Annotated in this window: 21 protein-coding genes and 2 tRNA genes; 11 read left to right on the forward strand and 12 right to left on the reverse strand. The window is 69.6% G+C overall.

Features of this window, described 5'->3' with window-relative positions:
* Window positions 1–19 precede the first annotated feature (19 nt).
* The 3 genes from EAD96_RS13985 to EAD96_RS13995 all read left to right on the forward strand — a co-directional run bounded on the left by EAD96_RS13985 (window position 20) and on the right by EAD96_RS13995 (window position 3,847).
* The gene (locus EAD96_RS13985) at window positions 20–1,177 is read left to right on the forward strand and encodes a DUF3068 domain-containing protein (RefSeq protein ID WP_120572659.1); all 1,158 of its coding nucleotides are present in this window, start codon (window positions 20–22) and stop codon (window positions 1,175–1,177) included.
* Window positions 1,178–1,571: 394 nt separating this feature from the next.
* Window positions 1,572–2,195 (forward strand): DUF6230 family protein, encoded by a 624-nt coding sequence (locus EAD96_RS13990; RefSeq protein WP_120572660.1) that lies wholly within the window; start codon window positions 1,572–1,574, stop codon window positions 2,193–2,195.
* 77 nt (window positions 2,196–2,272) lie between these two features.
* On the forward strand, window positions 2,273–3,847 hold the full coding sequence (locus tag EAD96_RS13995; RefSeq protein ID WP_121684577.1) for a DUF6114 domain-containing protein: 1,575 nt from the start codon (window positions 2,273–2,275) through the stop codon (window positions 3,845–3,847).
* A gap of 46 nt (window positions 3,848–3,893) precedes the next feature.
* Here EAD96_RS13995 and EAD96_RS14000 read toward each other — a convergent pair whose 3' ends face one another.
* On the reverse strand, window positions 3,894–5,564 hold the full coding sequence (locus tag EAD96_RS14000; RefSeq protein WP_121684566.1) for a DUF885 domain-containing protein: 1,671 nt from the start codon (window positions 5,562–5,564) through the stop codon (window positions 3,894–3,896).
* A 73-nt stretch (window positions 5,565–5,637) separates the two neighbouring features.
* Here EAD96_RS14000 and EAD96_RS14005 point away from each other — a divergent pair, with 73 nt between their 5' ends.
* Window positions 5,638–6,612, forward strand: coding sequence for a DMT family transporter (locus EAD96_RS14005; RefSeq protein WP_199733161.1), 975 nt, complete (start codon window positions 5,638–5,640; stop codon window positions 6,610–6,612).
* A gap of 3 nt (window positions 6,613–6,615) precedes the next feature.
* Here EAD96_RS14005 and EAD96_RS14010 read toward each other — a convergent pair whose 3' ends face one another.
* Both EAD96_RS14010 and EAD96_RS14015 read right to left on the reverse strand, forming a co-directional pair.
* Window positions 6,616–7,686 carry a PHP domain-containing protein gene (locus tag EAD96_RS14010; RefSeq protein ID WP_121684568.1) on the reverse strand — a complete coding sequence of 357 codons (1,071 nt, stop codon included), beginning with the start codon at window positions 7,684–7,686 and terminating at the stop codon, window positions 6,616–6,618.
* A gap of 56 nt (window positions 7,687–7,742) precedes the next feature.
* Entirely contained in the window at window positions 7,743–8,483 is a 741-nt protein-coding gene (locus EAD96_RS14015; RefSeq protein WP_121684569.1) for a M23 family metallopeptidase, read from the reverse strand.
* Window positions 8,484–8,658: 175 nt separating this feature from the next.
* On the opposite strand from EAD96_RS14015, the gene EAD96_RS14020 reads away from it, so the two are divergent.
* The 4 genes from EAD96_RS14020 (at window position 8,659) to EAD96_RS14030 (ending at window position 10,461) form a co-directional block, all read left to right on the forward strand.
* The gene (locus tag EAD96_RS14020; RefSeq protein ID WP_120572665.1) at window positions 8,659–8,955 is read left to right on the forward strand and encodes a hypothetical protein; all 297 of its coding nucleotides are present in this window, start codon (window positions 8,659–8,661) and stop codon (window positions 8,953–8,955) included.
* A 72-nt stretch (window positions 8,956–9,027) separates the two neighbouring features.
* Entirely contained in the window at window positions 9,028–9,198 is a 171-nt protein-coding gene (locus tag EAD96_RS31190; RefSeq protein WP_018786529.1) for a hypothetical protein, read from the forward strand.
* A gap of 122 nt (window positions 9,199–9,320) precedes the next feature.
* Window positions 9,321–9,845: a tRNA adenosine deaminase-associated protein gene (locus tag EAD96_RS14025; protein WP_120572666.1), complete on the forward strand. Its 525-nt coding sequence runs from the start codon at window positions 9,321–9,323 to the stop codon at window positions 9,843–9,845.
* A 148-nt stretch (window positions 9,846–9,993) separates the two neighbouring features.
* Window positions 9,994–10,461 carry a nucleoside deaminase gene (locus EAD96_RS14030; protein ID WP_358174289.1) on the forward strand — a complete coding sequence of 156 codons (468 nt, stop codon included), beginning with the start codon at window positions 9,994–9,996 and terminating at the stop codon, window positions 10,459–10,461.
* A gap of 10 nt (window positions 10,462–10,471) precedes the next feature.
* On the opposite strand, the gene EAD96_RS14035 is transcribed toward EAD96_RS14030, so the two are convergent.
* From EAD96_RS14035 to deoD, 3 genes are all read right to left on the reverse strand, one after another.
* Window positions 10,472–10,939, reverse strand: a complete 468-nt coding sequence (locus EAD96_RS14035) for a thioesterase family protein (RefSeq protein ID WP_121684571.1) — start codon at window positions 10,937–10,939, stop codon at window positions 10,472–10,474.
* On the reverse strand, window positions 10,936–11,574 hold the full coding sequence (locus tag EAD96_RS14040; RefSeq protein WP_121684572.1) for a TetR/AcrR family transcriptional regulator: 639 nt from the start codon (window positions 11,572–11,574) through the stop codon (window positions 10,936–10,938). Before EAD96_RS14040 ends, EAD96_RS14035 begins: the two co-directional genes overlap by 4 nt.
* A 111-nt stretch (window positions 11,575–11,685) precedes the next feature.
* A complete protein-coding gene (gene deoD / locus EAD96_RS14045) occupies window positions 11,686–12,393 on the reverse strand; it encodes a purine-nucleoside phosphorylase (protein ID WP_047891806.1) in 708 nt (235 codons plus the stop codon).
* 75 nt (window positions 12,394–12,468) lie between these two features.
* On the opposite strand from deoD, the gene EAD96_RS14050 reads away from it, so the two are divergent.
* Window positions 12,469–12,558, forward strand: a tRNA-Ser gene (locus EAD96_RS14050).
* Window positions 12,559–12,597: 39 nt separating this feature from the next.
* Here EAD96_RS14050 and EAD96_RS14055 read toward each other — a convergent pair.
* From EAD96_RS14055 to EAD96_RS14070, 4 genes are all read right to left on the reverse strand, one after another.
* Window positions 12,598–13,011 carry a hypothetical protein gene (locus tag EAD96_RS14055; RefSeq protein WP_233585753.1) on the reverse strand — a complete coding sequence of 138 codons (414 nt, stop codon included), beginning with the start codon at window positions 13,009–13,011 and terminating at the stop codon, window positions 12,598–12,600.
* 104 nt (window positions 13,012–13,115) lie between these two features.
* Window positions 13,116–13,730 (reverse strand): hypothetical protein, encoded by a 615-nt coding sequence (locus EAD96_RS14060; RefSeq protein WP_121684573.1) that lies wholly within the window; start codon window positions 13,728–13,730, stop codon window positions 13,116–13,118.
* Between the two features lie 51 nt (window positions 13,731–13,781).
* Window positions 13,782–14,294: an NUDIX hydrolase gene (locus tag EAD96_RS14065; protein ID WP_120572673.1), complete on the reverse strand. Its 513-nt coding sequence runs from the start codon at window positions 14,292–14,294 to the stop codon at window positions 13,782–13,784.
* Window positions 14,295–14,315: 21 nt separating this feature from the next.
* Window positions 14,316–15,653 (reverse strand): helix-turn-helix domain-containing protein, encoded by a 1,338-nt coding sequence (locus tag EAD96_RS14070; RefSeq protein WP_121684574.1) that lies wholly within the window; start codon window positions 15,651–15,653, stop codon window positions 14,316–14,318.
* Between the two features lie 199 nt (window positions 15,654–15,852).
* On the opposite strand from EAD96_RS14070, the gene EAD96_RS14075 reads away from it, so the two are divergent.
* Together EAD96_RS14075 and EAD96_RS14080 are read left to right on the forward strand one after the other, a co-directional pair.
* A complete protein-coding gene (locus tag EAD96_RS14075; RefSeq protein ID WP_120572675.1) occupies window positions 15,853–16,185 on the forward strand; it encodes a YciI family protein in 333 nt (110 codons plus the stop codon).
* Window positions 16,182–17,399 carry an RNA polymerase sigma factor gene (locus tag EAD96_RS14080; protein ID WP_121684575.1) on the forward strand — a complete coding sequence of 406 codons (1,218 nt, stop codon included), beginning with the start codon at window positions 16,182–16,184 and terminating at the stop codon, window positions 17,397–17,399. The genes EAD96_RS14075 and EAD96_RS14080 overlap by 4 nt, the downstream gene beginning before the upstream one ends.
* Before the next feature lie 217 nt (window positions 17,400–17,616).
* On the opposite strand, the gene EAD96_RS14085 is transcribed toward EAD96_RS14080, so the two are convergent.
* Together EAD96_RS14085 and EAD96_RS14090 are read right to left on the reverse strand one after the other, a co-directional pair.
* On the reverse strand, window positions 17,617–19,752 hold the full coding sequence (locus EAD96_RS14085; RefSeq protein ID WP_158614790.1) for an SIR2 family protein: 2,136 nt from the start codon (window positions 19,750–19,752) through the stop codon (window positions 17,617–17,619).
* A 518-nt stretch (window positions 19,753–20,270) separates the two neighbouring features.
* A tRNA-Ser gene (locus EAD96_RS14090) sits at window positions 20,271–20,355 on the reverse strand.
* Window positions 20,356–20,567: the final 212 nt, after the last annotated feature.

Here is a 20,567-nt window from a genome sequence, read left to right on the forward strand (position 1 = left end):
GCAGGTTACAGGAGGATGAGTGAAGCTTCGCGTGGGCGCCGCGCTCTTCGGGCTAGGTGTCTTGTTGCTGGTCTTCGCGGCCGGGCTGCCGTTCTACGTGGCCCCCGCCGTGACCAAGCTGCCCTATGACCTGGAACCAACGACGTCCGTCGCAGAGGCGAAGGGCGCGAAGTTCCTACAGATCAAGTCCGAAGCCGGCGCGGTGAGCATCGAGGTGCCGCAGGCCGATCTCGTGTCCAGCATCGAGGTCATCCCGCAGCCGGAGGACACCAAGGACCGCGTGCCCAAGGAGCTGAAGGGCGACGCGGTCATCTGGAACGTCTTCCAGACGGTCAAGCGCAGCGACAACCAGGATGTGATCAGCCAGTACAGCACCGAGCTGGCGCTCTACCGGATCTCCGGCGCGGCGGCGCCGTGGGACGAGCAGTGGCTCAACGAGTCCGGCGCGGAGCAGACCCCGGTCGGCAACGTGCGCTACTCCGGCCAGATCTACAAGTTCCCGTTCGGCACCGGCAAGCGTGACTACCAGGTGTTCGACCGCGACCTGAAGAAGACCTTCCCGGCGCGGTTCACCGGCACCGAGAAGATCAAGGGCGTCGAGACGTACCGCTTCGAGCAGCGGATCGAGAACGAGCCGCTGAACACCCCGGCGGACAGCGTCAAGACGCTGCTGGGCAAGTTCGCGCCGACCGCGACCAGCGGTCAGGTCGTCTACAGCAACACCCGTACGCTCTGGGTCGACCCGGTGACCGGCGCCTACATCAAGGTGCGCGAGCAGCAGTACAAGGAGCTGCGTCCGGACACCGGCGCCCCGACCGTGCTGCTGGACGCGGACTTCAACTACAACGACGACACGATCAGCCGCAGCGTCGAGACGGTGAAGGACAACCGTTTCAAGATCGGCATGATCAGTGTCTGGGGCCCGATCATCGCCGGTGTGCTGGGCCTGATCGCCCTGATCGCGGGCGTGTGGCTGGTGACCCGGCCCAAGGGCGACGGCAACGCCCGGCATCGCGCGGACGCGCCGACCTCCGACCCGACGCCCACCCGCGTCGACCAGGAGCCCGTCGGTGGTCCGCTCGACGACGAGATCCCGCCGGCGTCGACGAACTGGCGGTCCGACGATCCGTCGGTGCCGGCCCAGCGCTCGGGCGCCGGTGAGGTGGAACGCCGCTGACCGGTACGCCGGAAGCACGACGGAGGGGTGGGCCGCGGTGCGGTCCACCCCTCCGTCGTGCAGGTCTCCCATGCGGGCGACCGTACTTTACATTCGTTACTCGATTGTAACGGCGAGATATCCGGTAACTTTCCGTCGCGCTCATCGCCATCGATGCCCGGTTTGGCGCGACATTTCGCCCTCATCTCCCGCCGTGGCCTGGGATTTCGTGACGCCCGGTCACCTGCCCGTATCCCCCCGGTGTTACCGCCGGGTAATCAGGGGGTTGTGAGCCACACCGCATCGGGTGCACGATCAGGCTCGATCGTTACCCGTCGGTAACAGAAGGACGGGCCCGGCGCGGGCCGCCGGTTCGCAACCGGCCGCCGCGCACATTCGTTCGAGGAGGAACTCCGTGCAGAATCGGCTCGACAACCAGGGTCGTACCCGGTGGCGGCGGTTCGCCGCCATGATCGTGCCCACCACGGCCGCCGCCGGTGCCATCCTGTTCGGCATGTCGACCGGCGCCATCGCCTCCGACATCACCGTGTCCGGGCAGACGTTCAAGATCGGCGCCGAGCGCCTGGAGGGCGAGGGCTTCAAGCAGTACGGCGGCATCGTCCGCGAGAAGGGCGAGGACGGCAAGGCCGGCGCCACGCGCCCGGTCGCGATGGCCGAGATCAGCAGCGCCGAGCTGTACAAGCTCTGCCAGTCCGTCCGCGCCGACCTGCCCGGCCTGCCGGTGGTGCTCACCATCAACGCCGGTGAGGGCAAGGACCCCGCCCGGGCCAAGGACCTCGTCATCGCGATGGACTCGCTCGAGGGCAACGCCACCTTCACCAACATCCAGATCGGCCGCGACGCCAGCGACCTCAACCCGACGGCGCAGCGGGGCTCGTTCGGCCAGAACTCCGACCGGGTGACCATCCGTGATCTGAAGCAGGTGTCCCGCTACACCACTTCCTCGACGTTCAACCTGGTCGGGCTCCGGCTCAAGGTCAACGTGGGCGACGACGCCAAGGGCAAGGAGTGCTTCTGAGCTGAGCACGGCCCGCGGTGGCCGACCACCGCGGGCCCGCCCCACCGTCCCCGTCCCCGCTCCGCCAGGAGGAGTACGTGACAACCGTCGAACCGTCCCACGCCCGGCTCGGCACCGCGGCCCGGGCTTGGCGGACCTTCCGCCGCTGGCAGCGGACCCGGCCGTTCTGGGGCGGCCTGTTCATCATCCTGGCCGGGGTGGAGATGCTCGCCTCCACCCGGTTGACCCTCAACGGCCTGAGCTTCAGCAGCGGCGCCACCGGCCTGCTCTCCCTGCTGATCCCGGGCATCCTGGTGACCTGCGGGGTGCTGCTCTGGCTCAGTCCGGCGCAGCGGCTTTTCTACTCGATCGTCGCGGCGATCACCGCCGTCTACTCCCTGATCGGGCTCAACCTCGGCGGCTTCTTCCTCGGCCTGCTGCTCGGCATCGTGGGCAGCGCGCTCGCGTTCGCCTGGGTGCCGACCCCGCCGGCCGGTCCCGCCGGTGCCGAAGCGGCCGAGGCCGGGCGCGACACCGACGAGTCCGGCACCACTGTGGACGACGAGCCCGAGACCGCCGTGGACGCAAAGCCCGTCGACGCGCGGCCCGTGGACGCACAGCCTGTGGACGCGCAGACCGCTGACGAGCGGCCGACCGTCGAGGTGCCGGTCGGCGTCCGGCCGGCCGTCGAGCAGCCGACTGCCGAGCGGCCGGGCGGGGAGCGGCCGGTCCCTCGGCAGTCGGCGAACGGGCAGGCGGCCGGATCCGACGGCGGCCCGCCGGAGTGGGCGGGACGTTCGGCGGACCCGCGTACCTTCGGCATCGTCCTCGTGGTGCTCGGCCTCGCCGCCGCCGGCCTGGCCGTACAGCCGCAGGCGGTGCAGGCCGCCCCGAGCAAGCCCGCCGCGAGCGCCTGCCCGTCGAAGCCCGCCACGCCGTCGTCCGGCGCGAGCGCACCCTCCGCGACGCCCACCCCGACGCCGAGCGCGAGCCCGACGCGGGAAGGCAACATCATCACCGACTTCTTCGACGGGATCGGCGACCTGTTCAAGGGCGGCAGCGACAAGAGCGCGACGCCCTCGCCCACACCGACCGCGAGCGGGTCGGCGGCCCCGACGAGCAAGCCGACGACCCGTCCCGCCCCGACCGACTGCCCGGCGCCGGGCAAGCCGGGCAAGGAGGAACCGGCGAAGCCCGGCAAGGTGGAACCGGGCAAGCCGCTGCCGCGTATCGCCGCCGACCCGAGCCTGCCGAAGGTGGGCCAGCAGCCGTCGAAGCTCACCGGCTCCAAGGTGACCATGACCGGGCTGCGGTTCGAGGGGATCACCGACCTGCAGACCGAGCAGGGCGTGCTCAAGGTGCTGAAGTTCAGCATGAAGGAGGCGGTGACCGACGACTTCCTGCTGGTCGCCGACGGTCCCCGGGGCCGCACCCAGCGGTACGCGACCGACCGCCTCACGGTCCGCGACGACGTCGCGTTCTACTGCACCCGGTTCGTCGGCAAGCTCGCCGGCATCAAGCTGACGCTGACCCCGGACCTGCCGTTCCCGGACGGCCTGCCGGTCACGCTGCCCATCCCGGTGACGTTCACCGACCCGGTCATCGACCTGGCGTACGTCACCAGCAACACGCTCACCGGCCGGCCGACGCTGCGGCTGACGCTCGGCGCCTGACGCGTGCGGGTGCCGGCGGGACTCACCGCCGGCACCCGGCACCGGCTCAGATCCGGGCCAGCGCCTTGCGCAGCGGGTCGAGCCCCAGCGAACCCAGGTCGAGCGCCTGGCGGTGGAACTCCTTGAGGTCGAAGTCGGCGCCCTTGCGGGCCTTCGCGTCCTCCCGGGCCTGCAACCAGATCCGCTCGCCCACCTTGTACGACGGCGCCTGCCCGGGCCAGCCCAGGTAGCGGTTCAGCTCGAAGCGCAGGTTCTCGTCCGGCACCCGGCAGTGCGCCCGCATGAACTCCCAGCCCAGCTCCGGCGTCCACCGCTCGCCCGGGTGGAAGCCGAACGGGTTGTCCTTCGGGATCTCCAGCTCCAGGTGCATGCCGATGTCCACGATGACCCGGGCCGCGCGCAGCGCCTGCCCGTCGAGCATGCCGAGCCGGTCACCCGGGTCGTCGAGGTAGCCCAGCTCGTCCATCAGCCGCTCCGAGTAGAGCGCCCAGCCCTCGCCGTGCCCGGAGACCCAGCACAGCAGCCGCTGCCAGCGGTTGAGCAGGTCGGCCCGGACGGCGGTCTGGGCGACCTGGAGGTGGTGACCCGGCACGCCCTCGTGGTAGACGGTGGTCACCTCGCGCCAGGTGGAGAAGTCGGTGATGCCCTGCGGCACCGCCCACCACATCCGTCCGGGCCGGGAGAAGTCCTCGCTCGGGCCGGTGTAGTAGATGGCGCCGTCGCTCGTCGGTGCGAGGCAGCACTCGATCCGGCGCACCTGCTCGGGGATGTCGAAGTGGGTGCCGTTCAGCTCGGTGACCGCCCTGTCTGCGAGCGCCTGCATCCAGTCCCGGAACGCCTCCTTGCCGCGTACCGTCCGCGCCGGGTCGGCGTCGAGCGCGCGTACCGCGTCGTCGACCGAGGCGCCGCGCCCGGCGATCCGCGCGGCCACCGCCCGCATCTCGGCCTCCAGCCGGGCCAGCTCCGCGAAACCCCAGGCGTACGTCTCGTCCAGGTCGACCTTCGCGCCGAGGAAGTACTGCGAGGCCAGCTCGTAGCGCTCCCGCCCGGCGGCCTGCTTCTCCCGGCCCACCGGCGCCAGCTCGGTGCGCAGGAACTGCCCGAACTCGGCGGTGGCGGCGGTCGCGGCGGCGGCGCCCTTGCGCAGCTCCGCGCCGAGCGCGCCGTCGGCGTCGATCCGCTCGACCATCCCGTGGAAGAAGTTGTCGCCCTCCGGGTCGACCCAGACGTCGCACTGCTTGGCGACCTCGACGAGCTGCACCCGCGAGCTGACCCGTCCCGCCGCGGCGGCCTCGCGCAGCGTGCGCTTGTAGCCGTCCAGCGCGGACGCGAAGCGGTTGAGCCGCGCGGCCACGTTCGCCCGGGCCTCCTCGCCGTCGGTCGGCATGAGGTCGAAGACCATCCGGATCTCGTGCAGTCCGCTCGCGATCACGTTGACCTCGCTGCCGGTCTCGCCCGCGTCGTGGCGGGCCAGCTCCAGGCCGAGACGTTCCTGCATGGCCTCCTTGGCGGTCCGCTCCGCCTCGGTCTCCGGCTCGGTCACGTCGAGTTCGCCGAGCGTGCGACGGGCCAGTTCGGCGCGGGCGGCGTAACCCTCGGGCGACAGGTCGTCGAGCTGGTCGTCGTAGCCGGCGATGCCGACGTAGGTGGCACCGGTCGGGCTCAGCGGAGCCCACTCGGCCACGTACCGGTTGGCGAGGTCATCGATTCGTCCCACCAGGCGACCCTACGTGACGCCGCATCCGGAATACCGCGCGACTTCGTCGTACCTCTGCGGCAGAGTGTCAGGGGTGAACGTCGAGATCACTCCTGACCGCGCGCCGGTGCGGAGCTGGCTGCCCGGGTTCGTCGCGCTCGCCGCCATCTGGGGTTCCAGCTTCCTGTTCATCAAGGTCGGCGTGACCGAGCTGCACCCCGTGCACCTCACGCTCTACCGGGTGGCCACCGGCGCGCTGACGCTGCTCGTGGTGCTCGCGGTGCTGCGCGACCGGCTGCCCCGCGACCTGCGGGTGTGGGCGCACATGCTCGTGGTGGCCGCGTTCGGCGTCGCCGTGCCGTTCACGCTGTTCGGCTACGGCGAGCAGCGGGTCGAGTCGATGCTCGCCGGCATCTGGAACGCCACCACGCCGCTGATCGTGCTGCCGCTGGCGGTGCTGGTGTTCCGCACCGAGCGGCTGACCGCCCGCCGTGCCGTCGGGCTGGGGCTGGGCTTCGTCGGCGTGCTCGTGGTGCTCGGCGTCTGGGAGGGCGTGGGCGGCGCCCACTTCGTCGGCCAGCTCATGTGCTTCGGCGCGGCGGCCTGCTACGGGCTGGCGATCCCCTACCAGAAGAAGTTCGTCGCGGGCAGCGCGTACTCCGGCCTGTCGCTGTCGGCGGCCCAGCTGCTGGTGGCGACCGCGCAGCTCGCGCTGGTCGCACCGTTCGTCGGTACGCCGCCGTCGCCGATCGGCCTCTCCCCGCGCGTGGCGGCGAGCGTGCTGGCGCTCGGCGCGCTCGGCACCGGGCTCGCCTTCGTGATCAACATGCGCAACATCCGGCTGGCCGGGGCCAGTACGGCGTCCACAGTGACGTACCTGATCCCGGTGTTCGCGGTGCTCGTCGGCGCGGTGGTGCTGGGCGAGCGGATGAACTGGCACCAGCCCGTCGGCGCGTTCGTGGTGCTCGTCGGCGTGGCGGTCGCCCAGGGCCTGTTCGGGCGGCGCCGTCCACGCCCGGAGGCGGTGACGCCCACCGCCCGCACGGCCGAACCGGCCACGCGCGGCTGACCGTCAGCCGCGGCCGGCCGTCCACTTCACCAGGCGGTCGGCCGTCCAGGTGTTCACCACCCGCTTCGCCGGTACGCCGCACAGCGCGGCCCGCTCGCAGCCGAAGCGCTGCCAGTCGAGCTGGCCGGGCGCGTGCGCGTCGGTGTCGATCGCGAACCGGCACCCGGCCTCCAGCGCGAGGCGGATCAGCCGCTTCGGCGGGTCCTGCCGCTCCGGCCGGGAGTTGATCTCGACGGCCACGTCGTGCTCGGCGCAGGCGGCGAAGACGGCGTCCGCGTCGAACTCGCTCTCCTTGCGGGTACGCGCCCGGTGCCCCCGGTCGCCGGGCCCGGTCACCCCCGCGGGCCGGGAGGAGACCATCCGGCCGGTGCAGTGGCCGAGGATGTCCAGGTGCGGGTTCGCGATCGCGGTCAGCATCCGGCGGGTCATCTTCGCCCGGTCGTCGTTCAGGCCGCTGTGCACCGAGCCGACCACCACGTCCAGGCGGGCCAGCAGCTTCTCGTCCTGGTCGAGCGAGCCGTCGGCGAGGATGTCGACCTCGATGCCGGTCAGGATGCGGAAGCCCTTCGGCAGCGCCTCGTTGACCGCGGCGACGTGGTCGAGCTGCTTGCGCAGCCGCTCCGCGGTCAGACCCCGGGCCACTGTGAGCCGCGGCGAGTGGTCGGTGAGCACCAGGTACTCGTGGCCCAGCTCGACCGCCGCCAGCGCCATCTCCTCGATCGGCGAGCCGCCGTCGGACCAGTCCGAGTGGGTGTGGCAGTCGCCGCGCAGCGCGTCCCGCAGCTTCGCCGCCGCCTCGTCCAGGTCGGTGCCCTCGGTGGCCAGCAGCCGGCGCAGGTAGACCGGCTCCTCACCGGCCAGCGACTCGGCCACGCAGCGGGCGGTCACGTCACCGACGCCGGACAGCTCGGTCAGCTTGCCGGTGCGGGCCCGCTCGGCCACCTCGGCGGCGGGCAGCGCGCCCAGCGTCTTCGCCGCCGACCGGAACGCCCGGACCCGATACGTGGCCTCGTTCGCCCGCTCCAGCAGGAACGCGATCCGGCGCAGGTCGGCGATGGGATCCCGGGCACTCATGTCCTGGAAACTACGCGCATCCGCCGTCCGCCGCGTGTCCCCGCGGCGCGAGTCGGTCAGCCGCTGCGGGTGGACCGGCCGGGCGAGGCCGGGCAGCCGTGCTTGCGCTGCCAGGCGGTGACCTCGGCGACCGGCGAGCGGTTGCCGCCCTTGCGCCAGGAGTCCAGGTACGGCGCCGGCCAGACCACGCCCCGGCGGATCCACCAGTCGTCGGCGCCGGTGCACTTCGGGGACAGGCCGAAGTGCAGGTGGCAGACGTTGTTGGCGTTGCCGGTGCGGCCCACCTTGCCGAGCTGCTGCCCGGCGCGCACCCGCACCCCGGCGTCGACACCCGCGTCGATCGCGCTCAGGTGCGAGCCGTAGTAGCGCACCCCGTCGTCGCCGAGCAGCGAGACGGAGAGCCCGCCGTTGTTCGGGCCCAGCGGCCCGCGCCTGTCGAACCGGTCGACGCGGCTCACCTCCAGCACCACGCCGTCGGTGACCGCCACCACCGGTTCCCCGCAGTCGGCGAACACGTCGGTGCCGGGGTAGCCGCCGTGCGTCGGGTGGTAGTCGACGTTGCCGGCCCGCACCGGGAAGACCCGCTTCACGTCCGTGCGCGCCGGTGACGGCGGGGAGGCGGCCGGCGGTACCGGATCGGCCGGGTCGGCGGGCTGCGCGGCCGTCGCCATCGGGCTCGGTTCCTGCCACCTGTCGGCGCGCCCGGTGGGGGAACCGCACCCGGCGGCGAGCGCCGCGACGAGCAGCAGGACCGGGTACGCCGGCAGCGTGCGGCGACCGATCGATGGCGAGCGCATCCGGTCATCCTGACAGACCACTACCGTAGGGACGAAAGCCGAACGCGGTACGGACGGTCCGGGAAAGGGGGCGGCGGTGACGCACGGGTGGCACGGCGGACCGGAGGGGACCGGTCCGGGGGCGTTCCCACCGCCGCCGCGTACGCCGTCGGGGCTGTTCCCGTCGAGCACGTCGATGCGGCCCAGCTACCGCGAGCCGTACCCGGTCACCGGCGCCGGCGTCGCGGTCGGCGCGCTCGTCGCGTTCGCCTGGTTGCTGTTGTTCGGGCTGCTCGGCGGCGGCGTCGCCGGCTACGCCTGGTGGACGCTGCTGGCCGGCGGCCTGGCGTGGCTGGCCGCCGCGGTGCTGGTCCGCCACGGCGACCGGGGGGTGGCGACGGGCGTGGCGATCGTCACCGCGGGTGGCTGGAGCATCGCCGCCGCGATCGTCGCGACGCGCTGGGCGCAGACCGGAGACTGGCCGCTCTGGTGACCTTCGGTGCCGGTCTCGCTGCGTAGCGAAGGCCACCTTGACGTACGCCTGAGGACGGTCCACGCTCGCGGTATGGCCTGGACCACACCGCCGCGGCTCGACCCCGATCGGAGCCGCCGTCGCCTGCAACTCCTCGCCGAGTTGGCCGGTGCCCGTGCGGTACAGCAGCGCCAGCGGCCGCAGCGGGCCCGCACCGAGCGGCTGCGCCAACTCATCGCCACCCGCCGGCGCGTCGTCGGCTGACCGGCTTTCTCTGAAGGAACGGCCGGCCCATACGGGGCGTTGACCGCTCGCCTGCCGACCCGACCGGTTAACGTGCATCGCGTGACGTGTCGGCGTGCTGCCGAGGCCAATTTGGGGGGACCGTGTCGTACTTCGCTGCTGCCGTGGCGCGCGTCGACGGCGGCTGGACCGCCGGTGAGGTGAGCCTGCGTGGCGTCACCGACATCGAGGAGGTGGCCGACCGGCTGCGCGACGTCGAGCCGGACGCCGACCTCTCGCTGCTGTTCGTCGAGGCCGACGACACGTACCTGGTCGTCCTGCGCCTGGACGAGGGGGAGGATCTGCGGATCTTCGGCTCGGACTCGGCGTACGCGGAGGAGTCCCGGCTGGGCGCGCTGCTCGTCGGTGACCTGAAGACCTCGGTGACCGGCCTGGAGGACGTCGACGAGCCGCGCGCCTCCGGCGGCGACGACGACACCGAGCAGCCCGCCGTGGACCCGGAGGCCGACCCGGTCGGCGACGCGGACCTCCTCGCCGACCTGGGCATCCCGGCGCAGAAGCTGCTGGCGCTCTGCGCGCACGAGGGCTCCATGCCGGCCGACGTGACCGCCGAGATCTGCCAGGTGCTCGGCTGCGCGGACGAGGTCGAGGAGCTGCGTGAGGTCTGAGCCCGGCGAGTCCCTGACGCCCGGCGCCGCCGAACCGGCCGACGCGACCGATCCGGCGCTGGAGACCGTACGCCCGGGCCAGCCCACCCCCGGCCGGGCCGCGCGCGTCGGTCCCGGCGCCGACGAGGCGCTCGCCGACCCGGGCGCGGTGGGCCGCCGGCAGCGGCACGAGCTGTGGATGCGCCGGGCCCTGGAGGTCGCGGTGACCGGCCCGGACGAGGCGGCCCCGGACGCCGACGACGTGCCGGTCGGCGCGGTGCTCTACGGCCCCGACGGCGCCGAACTGGCGATCGGACGCAACGAGCGGGAGCTGACCGGCGACCCGACCGCGCACGCCGAGGTGCTGGCGTTGCGCCGGGCCGCGCAGCGGCTGGGCCGCTGGCGGCTGGACGACTGCACGCTGGTGGTGACGCTGGAACCGTGCACCATGTGCGCCGGTGCGATCGCGCTGGCCCGCGTTTCGACAGTGGTGTTCGGCGCCTGGGAACCGAAGACCGGCGCCGTCGGGTCGCTCTGGGACGTGCTGCGCGACCGCCGCGTCACGCACCGCCCCGAGGTGTACGGCGGCGTGCTGGAACGCGAGAGCGCGGCGGTGCTGCGCGCCTTCTTCCGCTGACCGTCCCGACTCAGGCGTGCGTCGTCGTCGGACGCAGCAGCGTCGCGGCGATCGCGCGGCCGACCTCGGTCCAGGCGGTCGGGCGCAGGGTGGCCGGGTCCAGCCGGACGATGGACCGGGTGCCGGTGGCGTGCACGGTGTCGCCGTCGGTCGAGCGGAACTCGAAGGCGTAGCGGGCGCTGCTGGTGCCGAAGTGCTCCAGCCAGAAGTGCACCGCCACCGTGCCGACGCCGATGACCGGCGCCTGGTAGGTGATGGTGAACTCGCGGACCGCGTGGAACACGTCGGGGGCGGCGTGCACGTCGCCCCGGAAGGCGACGCCGCGCTCGGCCCAGTAGGGCGTCAAAGCGCGTTCCAGCAGCACCGCGTAGCGGGCGTTGTGCAGGATGCCCATGGCGTCGAGGTCGTCGAAGTGCACGGGCACGTGCTCGACGTGCCCGAACTCGGCGACCGGCCGGTCGACTGCGGCGTGGCTCATGACTGGCCTTCCGGTAGCAGGGTCGGATCCGGGCAGAGCGCCCGCAGCCGGGTCAGCAGGCCCTGGCGGGCATGCCGGTAGGTGGCGTCCGGGTCGAGCAGCCGGGACCGCATCACCGCGCTGATCCCCAGCGCGTCGATCTCGTACGCCAGCAGCGGCACGTCCAGGTCGGCGGGCAGTTCGCCGAGGTCGACGGCCTCTTGGACGAGGCGTTCGAGGAGCGCGGTCCAGCGGGCGAACGCCTCGGCTAGCCGGTCCCGGACCGGGCCGGGACGGGCGTTGTACTCGAACTCGGTGTTGGCGAAGAAACAGCCGCCGGGCAGCACCCGGGCGGCGTAGAAGTCGATCCGGGCCTCGTGCAGCGCCCGCAGCCGGCGTATGCCCCGTGGGGCGTGCAGGGCGGGGGCGACGATCCGCTCCTGCCACTGCGCGACCGCCCGCTCGACGGTGGCGAGTTGCAGCGCCTCCTTGGAACGCCAGTGCGCAAAGAGGCCGGACTTGCTCACCTCCAGCCGGTCGGCGAGCTGGGCCAGGGAGAGGCCGTGCAGGCCGACCTCGGTGGCCAGCGCCACGGCGGTGTCCAGCACCGCGGTGCGGGTGCGGTCGCCACGGGCGACGCGGCCATCGGAGGTCATGCGGTCAGCGTAGAGGAAATAAGCACGACCGGTCGTATTTATTTATGTGACCCGGGTAACGCGAACCGCCCCGCCACCTTGCGGCGACGAGGCGGTCCAGGATCGATCAGGTCAGGCGATGATGGTGTCCAGCGCGATCTCGACCATCTGGCCGAACGTCTGCTCGCGCTCCTGCGACGTGGTCTTCTCGCCGGTCTTGATGTGGTCGCTGACGGTCAGGATGGTCAGCGCGCGGGCCTTGAAACGCGCCGCGATCGTGTAGAGCGCCGCCGACTCCATCTCCACCGCCAGCACGCCGTAGTCGGCGAGCCGGTCGTAAAGGTCCGGCCGGTCCGTGTAGAAGGCGTCCGCCGCCAGGATCGGCCCCACCCGCATGCTGATGCCGCGCCGCTCGGCCACCTCGACCGAGGTACGCAGCAGCCCGAAGTCGGCCACCGGGGCGTAGTCGATCAGCCCGTCGAAGCGCATCCGGTTCATGTTCGAGTCGGTGGACGACCCGATCGCCGCCACCACGTCCCGCAGCTGCAGATCCTCGGTCAGGGCCCCGCAGGAGCCGACCCGGATCAGCGACTTCACGCCGTACTCGTTGACCAATTCGTGGGCGTAGATCGAGGCGGACGGCATGCCCATGCCGGAGCCCTGGACGGACACGTCGACACCGTTCCACTTCCCGGTGAAGCCCAGCATGCCGCGCACCGTCGTGTAGCAGCGGGCCCCCTCCAGGTAGGTCTCCGCGATCCACTTGGCCCGCAGCGGGTCGCCCGGCATCAGGACCCGCTCGGCGATCTCTCCCGGCTCAGCGCCGATGTGCGTACTCATGGCAAAGATCCTGCCAGGCCGGGCCGAGGGATACCGGTTCGGCGTCCAAGCCGGCGGTCCTGTACCCTCGTCGGCGGTGGCGTGTCCGAGTGGCCTAAGGAGCACGCCTCGAAAGCGTGTGAGGGTTTACGCCCTCCGCGGGTTCAAATCCCGCCGCCACCGCCATATCGATCAAGCGCCCGGGTTGTCCCGGGCGCTTTGTCGTCAGCAGGGGCCGTAGCCCTCGTCGAAGAGGCGGCGGGCCCAGTCCGCGTACCCGGCGATGATCTCCCGGACGGTGACCCCGTCGTGCAGGAAGAGGTACGCGCGGTCGCCGTCGCGGGCGAGCAGCCCGGCGAAGCGGTGACTGCTCGGCGGCGCGGGCAGGTCGACGGCGCCGGGATACGCGGCGCGGACCTCGCCGACCGGCGTGCCGGCGCTGATGCCCTCGGGTGTGCTCATCGGGTCGTCGAGCCAGAGCAGGACGAGGCGGTCGTCGACGAAGATCGGGCTGACCGATCCGTGCCCGACCAGCGCGGGCCCGCATGCCTCCTCGTCGGCGCGCAGCAGGCCGCGCCGGGTCAGGTCCGCCTCGGTGTCGCCGAACTCCGCGTTGCGCAGGCCCTCCAGACTGACCACCTGAGCGGCGCCAACCGGACGGGTGGGCCACTGTGGATGAACGCCGCTGCCGGCTGCGGACGCGGCAGCAAGCAGTGCGGCAATAAAGCCGAATTATCGTAGTTTCATGCAATCCCCCAGTCACCAACGGGGCCGGGGCGATGAGGTTGCTGTTGTTGGTCGGATTGGCGTAGTTCCCACTCTTCGGCCAGCTCGTCCCAGTAGTCGGCGGACAGTCCGCGCCGGCCGTGCGCCAGCCAGCCGTCCGTGTCGCGTTCCAGGTGCAGGCCCAGCTCGGCGAACGGGTCGATCCACGCGCCCGGCTCGGCACCCAACCGGGCCAGCGCCGTGTTGATCGGCCACTCGGTACGCGGCCTGTCCAGCGCGGCGTCGTACCGCGGGCCCCAGCTCACCTCGCCGCCGAACCAGACCACAGCCGACTGGTGGCCCAGGCCGCCCGCGAACTCCGCTTCCAGGTACGCCACCGGGCCGCTCCTCGACCACCGGGCCAGCACCTCCGCCAGCGGCGGCGAGAGCACCAGCCGGAACGGGCGCTCGGCGCGCGGCTCGTCGGTGGCGTAGTCCGGCAGGCCGCCGGTCAGTTCCTGCACCAGTTGCGGGGTGACCGGCAGCAGCGCGAAGTCCTGGCGGAGCGCGGCGAGCACCGCGTGGTCCAGGTCGGCGGTCTGCTCACGAAGCAACTCGACGTCGGCGACCACGGCGCTGAGCTGGTAACTCATCCGGTCCTCTCGGCGTCCACAGGCTGTGGATGGAACATGTGTACGACGGCCTCAGGCGGTTCCGTTGGTCAGGTACCTCGGGCGTCCGTCGCTCAGCGCGGCCACCGCGTGACGCAGCCGATGCCAAACGTACGGGCGAAGCAGCGCCTGCGCATCATCGAGCGCAACGAATCGTGCGTCGGCCAGTTCGCCGTCAGCCGGTTTCAACGGCTCGGCGGGAGGCAGCGCGCCGCCGTCGAAGATGAACATCAAGCTGTCGTCCCAGGGGCCGTGCGGTGCCACCCAGTCCACCACCAGCAACGGTCCGACGCGCAGTTCGAGACCCAGCTCCTCGCGTACCTCCCGCTCGGCGGCCAGGTGCGGCGGCTCGTTCGCCTCCGCCATGCCGCCCGGCAGGTCCCAGTCGGGCTTGTAGCGTGGATCTACCAACAGGATGTCGCCGTCACCGTTGCGCAGCAGTACGTCGGCTCCCACCCGCTTCCGGGGCTGCCGCGCGTTGCCCTCGGCGAGGTGGACCTGCCAGGCAGCCGGATCTCGCTCGTACAGGGGACGCTCGTCGGCCATACCGACGATTGTCAGCCGTCCTCACCCCGTCGGCAGCGGCAGCGCCACCCATCTCCGCTCCCAGATGGTGTCGCGAAGCCGGTCCAGAAGCTGTGGCACGTCCGGGCACCGGACGGCATGCGACCGCAGGAGCAGTGCGAGATGTCTGAGCTGGTCGAGGACGACAGCCGAGCCCAGACCGTGGGTGAGTTCGACGGTCTGGTGCGTCAGGTCGCACGCCTCCTCGATCCGGGCCTGTCCGACGAGCGCGGTGGCAAGGAGCATCCGGGCGAGCGCCTGACTCCGCACCCGGCCGCCCGGCCGCTCGGCGACGTTGCCGTTGAGGATGCGAAGAGCGGCCGTGACGTCACCGAGGCGAAGCAGGCAGCGCGCCGACTCGATATCGAACGAGGTGCGGTCGAATGGAGTCAGCCATTCGGTGGGTGCAGGTGCCGCCTCTGCGAAGGCGGACTCAGCCCGCTGAAGGGAAGCGTGGCAGTCGGCGGTGAGACCCGCTGCGGCGAGGCCGCGTGCCTGCAAGGCGAGAAGACGGGCGCGTATCAGAGCACCGGCCTCCTCTTGAGCGACGGCCCCGAGCCCGTCGCTGGCATGTGAGATCGCGGCCTCCGCGCTTCCGCCGTGGCAGGCGAGGTGGCTCAGGCTTCCGTGTACCTGCGCCACCAGCAGCGCGTCTCTGCTGTCGACGGCGAGCGCCAAGGCGTCAAGGAAGTGCCGTCTACTCGTCGTGCTGTCCCCGGAATCGTGTGCCATCCAACCGGCCATCTCGTGCAGGGCGGCCACCGCCATGAGTATTTGCGGGGGCATGGCAGGAGGACGACCTGTCGGCGTGGAGAAGGTGGCGAGGTGTGCCAGCACGGTGCTGTAGAGGTATTTGCCGCCGACTTGACGATCTGCGGACCGGAGTGCGCGGATCAGCTGAGGACCCACCTCCACGACATCGGCCGGCAGCGGGGTGTCGCCTGGTGCGGCCGGTAGTCGGAACCACAAGGTGTGCGCGGGTATCCGCAGCACGCGGGCCCAATGTGCCAGTCGGTCGAGGTGCACCACCGCCGGTCCGTTCTCGATGCGGCTCAGTTGCGCCTGCGTAATCCCGAACCAGCCAGCGACCGTGGTTTGGGGCAGCGGCTGTCGCCCGTGATAGGGATGGTGACGGTAGGCGCGGACAACGCGACCGAGGTGCCGATCCGCAAGCGCATGGCGAAGCGGTTCGTGGGACCAGAAGCTGGGTGGAACGTCGGGCGCAGCGACGATGCGGTCCCGCTCCGCTCGCTGACAGGGAGCGCACCGTCCCGAGCCGTTGTCGGCGGCCAGGTTTGCGCCGCAGCGCGCACACCTGCTTGGCCTCGATGCCTCGATCACTCACTCATTCAACCTGCTCAGTGACTGTCGGTTATACATGCAACGCATAACCGGCCATGACTACGACGAGAGCTTTGACGTGCCACGTACGAGAATCGCCTGATCGACCTCGTCGGAGGCTGTCGGATCGGGGTGGCGGCGTTCGTAGCCGGGGTGACGGCGGCCCGGCCGGCGGCCGGCGAGAGCGAAAGAGGAGCCGATGGCGCAGTACCTGATCTCCGTACTCGACGACACGACCGGCTCGGCCACCGACGCGGAGATGGCCGCGATCGGTGAGTTCAACGAGCGGTTGCGAGCCGACGGCCACTGGGTCTTCGCCGGTGGGCTCGCGGCGCCGGAGACGGCCACAGTCGTGGACGCGCGGGACGGGAACCCGCTGCTCACCGACGGGCCCTACCTGGAGACGAAGGAGCACGTCGGCGGATTCTGGATCATCGAGGCGCCGGACTTCGACGTGGCGCTGCCACTCGCCGCGCTGGCGTCGCAGCGGTGCAACAGGCGGGTCGAGCTGCGGCCGTTCCTGGTCGCGTGACAGACGTCGGCGAGGCGCTCACCCGGGTCCACCGCGAGGAGTGGGCCCGGGTCGTCGCCACGCTCGCCCGGCGCATCGGCGACCTCGACGTCGCGGAGGAAATGACAGCCGAGGCCTTCGCCGCAGCAGTCGAGCGGTGGTCGGCCGACGGCGTACCGCCGAACCCAGGCGCGTGGCTCACCACCACCGCGTACCGGCGGGCCGTCGACCGGATCCGGCGCGAGAGCCGGCGGGAGGACAAGCACCGGGAGGCGCTGATGCTGGCCGACGCCCCGGAACCGCTCGGTGTGATCGACGACGACCGGCTCCGTCTGATCTTCACCTGCTGCCACCCGGCGCTGGCCATGGAGGCGCGAGTGGCGTTGACGCTGCGCCTGGTCGGCGGCCTCACCGTGCCGGAGATCGCCCGGGCGTACCTGGTCCAGGAAGCCGCCATGAGCAGGCGGATAACTCGGGCCAAGACGAAGATCAAGGCGGCCGGGATCCCGTACCGGGTGCCGTCCCGCGACGACCTGCCGTCCCGGGTCAGCGGCGTGCTCGCCGTTCTGTACCTGATCTTCAACGAGGGCTACCTCGCCTCCGATCCCGGCAAGGAGGCGGTCCGCGCCGACCTGACAGCCGAGGCGATCCGGCTCACCCGGCTGGTCCGTACGCTGATGCCCGACGACCACGAAGCTGCCGGCCTCCTGGCGCTGATGCTGCTCACCGAGGCCCGCCGGCCCGCCCGGGTGTCCGCGACAGGCGAACTCGTCGTCCTCGCCGAGCAGGACCGCGGCGCGTGGGACCGTGAGCTGATCGCCGAGGGCCACGCCCTGGTCCGCGCGTGCATCGCGGCCCGACGGCCGCCGGGCCGCTACCAGATCCTCGCCGCGATAAACGCCGTCCACACCGACGCCCGCGACGCGCGGGACACCGACTGGGCGCAGGTCGCCGCGCTCTACGACCATTTGGTACGCGTCGACCCGTCGCCGATCGTGCGGCTCAACCGGGCCGTGGCGGTCGCCGAACTGGACGGGCCGCAGGTGGCGCTGGCCGAGGTGGACGGGCTGCCGCTGGAGAGTTACCACGCGTACCACGCGACGCGTGCCGAGTTGTTGCGGCGGATGGGGCGAGGCGGGGAGGCGCGGGCGGCGTACGACAGGGCGATCGAGTTGGCGGGGAACAGCGCGGAGACGGCGTATCTGAGGCGGCGGCGCGACCAGAAGAGCGGATAGGCGCGTCTTTTGCAGAAGCGGACAGGGTCATGACAGTTTGAGACGCGGGTACGCCCCAGGTGTTGGTTCGTCAAGCGCGCAAGACGGCAGGAGGTGAGGCCGGTCCCTCCCCTGTTCGAGACGCGATAAACCGCTCAGACTGCCGCCGCTACCACCTTCAAACTTCGACTCCGGCCGGAAAGGCTCGGATGGGTAATCCAGGCCATGCTCCCTTGAGTCAAGTGAGGTGCGGTGCCAGCCTCTCCCATCTGTCGCCTAGCTTTTCCGTGCGTGATATCGATTGAAGTTCCTTTTCGCCGGCCAGGCTCACTCGAAGGCTGGCGTAGGAAGCCTTCCAGTCTGCGGCTACAGACCTCACTGCGTCGCTTCCAATCTTTCTGCGGCTTAGGTGCTGAAGCAAGGCTAGCGTCGCCTCAAGAAAGGCAAAAGCTGTCACGCGACTGCCGGGTTCCTTGAGTCGGGCGGCTTCGAGTTGCTCCCTGCCCCGATTGTAGTAGCCCTGCCAGGCGGGATCATCCAGTGATGCTAGGTTTTCGGCCTTATTGATGAGAACCGTGCCATATGTCGTGCGAGTGTAAGCGTCGTCATACAGCGATACAGAGCGTGCGGCAAAAGATTCCGCCCGCGACCAGTCAGAGATCGATTTGGCGTAGATGGCGCGCTGCTCCCAGTAGCGTCCATTCCAGTCCCCAAACGTAGGTCGCAGTGCCTCATAGAAATCATCTAGATCGTGATTCGGAAAAGCCGTCTGGACGTTACGCGTAGTCATTAGGTGGCCAACAAGTAGTGGAACGCGGTTTCGTCGCTGAAGGCTGGCTCTGCTGGCTAGGGGGGCCAGCCTTTGAATGAAGCCGAGAAGCTTTCTCAGCGCAATATCCGGGCCCAACGCGTTGATCGCTGGCTCAACTGCGCCCCCTCGTTGCCGGGCTACTAGTCTATCCTCGACGTGCTCAATTAGAGCCGATAGATGCTCGTCTTCACGTAGTCCAGTTGTGATCGTCTCAGTGGACGTGCCGATTGCTATTGCGGCATCTACTAGGCCGACTGTGCGATTGCCTTGAGCGGCAAGAGAGAGTAGGAGTGCAAGGTCAAGCCGCCAGTCCGGATCAAGCGCGCTCAATTCGCCCTCAAGTCGCTTACGAAAGCCGAGTGCGTACTCAACCTCCATCATCGCAGAGAACACGTCGCGGTTGAAAAAGTGGCGCGTCCGCTCCCTTTTGTCCTTGAGTTCTAGTGAGCCGAGTCGCCCGAAATTCTCCAATTTTGCTGCCAAGGCGGAGCTATCAATTCGGTCCAATCTCTCAGGCGAGGAGGTTACTGATTTTGCATATTGCCCTACCAGTCGGCCTTCGAAGCGCAGGTCGTTTCGCGGCAGCTCCGTCGCCAATAGGTAGAGACTCGCCCCCTGCTCCTTGGCCATTTTAAGCGTGCGGTCGATGTCATCTGCGAAATCTGCCGCGCCGTCGATAAGAAATACTGTCGGGTGTTCTTTCGCCAGATCTACGGCGAGGGCGATATCCCAGCGGGATGACTTGTCGAAGAGGTAAGTAGTCGCGTTTAGCCTTATCGATTCCCTTGCAACGGCCAGCAGGCCCGAGGAAGTTCCGGTAAGTCGGTTCCCGTACACAATATGGAGTACGGGGTCGGGTGTCGGTGTGTCTAGCCATCTCTCAAAATGTTCTATAACTTCTTTCATCCATTGAAAAGTCGCGATCCTGCCCCCGACGACGTCCGACCATAGTGGCGCGTCTCCCCCGTAGAAGTCGTGATCCTTAGGTGCGGGCCTGACAAGATTTGTCTGCAACTTCGAGAACTGCGGTACGGCTAGCGCGCTAGATCTTCTTAGGGCGCTCAACGAATCTCGGCCGAGGTCGAAGGACTCTTGCCAATTGCGAAGTACGTTCTCCGGCATATCCTCGAGAACGATGAAGCCGAGCTGCTCAAGTTCCCACTTGTTGCCGGGTGATATGAATGGATCTACCACAAATGACGGAGCTGTCCCGCGCGGCGGATTTTGCATAAGCAGTGCTTCTACGTCCTGGTCATCGAGCATCTTGGCGCCGATTACAAGGAAAGGCTCCGTGCCGATTACTCCGCCGAGCACTTGGTCCCATACAGGGTGGCTCCTGGCCGCCGACTGATACTCGGTGAAAGAGAATACTAGGGTTCTGGGCTCGTGGCCCATGATATGACCGTGAAGGTGGATTACTTGAAGATCGCCGCTTTCGGAGTACGGGTCCTGCCAATCTACTACTTGTAACTTCCGTTCTTCAGGCTTGTCTTTGCCGTAGGCGTTTTCAAAAGTGTCGTCGATGTTCAGCGTCCATACTCGACGCCAGGGGAGGTAGGTCATCTCGTGGAACCATGGCTGATGACTCGCTCCGTGAAAGATCTTCCGCAAATAGGTCCAGACATTTTCACGTGAACTGACGCGCACTGCCCTCTGGTAGGCTCTAGGAAGCGAATCGTTGTCGCCGATGGGGGCCTTGGGGTACTGCTTGGCAAGGATTTGGACTAGGTCCCTCGCGAGAGGCAATGCGCCCGCCGGATTGGTAGCGCCGACGCTTGCACCTGCGCCGAGAAAGAGCTGATAGCGCCCAGCTCGTGCGGCTGCTCGCGCAGCTCGATGTTGCTTGGGCTCTAGAGGTAGAAGCGGGCTCATGGAGGCATGATGCCGCAGGGCGCCGCTGTGCAACAGCTGCTAAAAGCGGACAATGACCGGTGCAATGCCCGACTTGCCCCGACCCACCTGAGGGCGCTACAGGGTTCAACGCTCTCGTCGAGGCGCCTCTCGGCCGCGCCGGAGAGGGGTCGGACACGGCAGAGAGCGGACCGAAAGCCGCCCTCTGCCGCTTGCCCTGGTAGAGCGAGCGGAGGATACGAGATTCGAACTCGTGAGGGTGTGAACCCAACACGCTTTCCAAGCGTGCGCCCTAGGCCTCTAGGCGAATCCTCCGCGAGCCAGGATACAGGTCTCCCGACGGCGGGCCACCCCACCCTGGTTGCGTCCGCGGAAGTGGTGTACGACTTGCCCGTGATGGGCGTGTTGCGTAGATGAGAGACGGCCATCGCGTCGATCCTTCAAGACGACCAAGTCAGAGAAGGAAGAGAGGACGCGATGGCCGCTTCAGAGAGTGTGAACCCTGTTGACCTGCTGCGCGAGCAGAT

The organism is Micromonospora sp. BL1, assembly GCF_003667485.1.
GTDB lineage: Bacteria > Actinomycetota > Actinomycetes > Mycobacteriales > Micromonosporaceae > Micromonospora > Micromonospora tulbaghiae.

Bases quoted from the DNA above. Each gene is read 5' to 3' on its own strand.
- EAD96_RS14020 (WP_120572665.1), top strand. From the start codon at position 8,659: ATGCGGCCCAGCTACCGCGAGCCGTACCCGGTCACCGGCGCCGGCGTC.
- EAD96_RS31190 (WP_018786529.1), top strand. From the start codon at position 9,028: ATGGCCTGGACCACACCGCCGCGGCTCGACCCCGATCGGAGCCGCCGT.
- EAD96_RS14065 (WP_120572673.1), bottom strand. From the start codon at position 14,294: ATGGCCGACGAGCGTCCCCTGTACGAGCGAGATCCGGCTGCCTGGCAG.
- EAD96_RS14085 (WP_158614790.1), bottom strand. From the start codon at position 19,752: ATGACCTACCTCCCCTGGCGTCGAGTATGGACGCTGAACATCGACGAC.
- EAD96_RS14035 (WP_121684571.1), bottom strand. From the start codon at position 10,939: ATGAGCCACGCCGCAGTCGACCGGCCGGTCGCCGAGTTCGGGCACGTC.
- EAD96_RS14060 (WP_121684573.1), bottom strand. From the start codon at position 13,730: ATGAGTTACCAGCTCAGCGCCGTGGTCGCCGACGTCGAGTTGCTTCGT.
- EAD96_RS14010 (WP_121684568.1), bottom strand. From the start codon at position 7,686: ATGAGTGCCCGGGATCCCATCGCCGACCTGCGCCGGATCGCGTTCCTG.
- EAD96_RS14040 (WP_121684572.1), bottom strand. From the start codon at position 11,574: ATGACCTCCGATGGCCGCGTCGCCCGTGGCGACCGCACCCGCACCGCG.
- EAD96_RS14075 (WP_120572675.1), top strand. From the start codon at position 15,853: ATGGCGCAGTACCTGATCTCCGTACTCGACGACACGACCGGCTCGGCC.
- EAD96_RS14015 (WP_121684569.1), bottom strand. From the start codon at position 8,483: ATGCGCTCGCCATCGATCGGTCGCCGCACGCTGCCGGCGTACCCGGTC.
- deoD (WP_047891806.1), bottom strand. From the start codon at position 12,393: ATGAGTACGCACATCGGCGCTGAGCCGGGAGAGATCGCCGAGCGGGTC.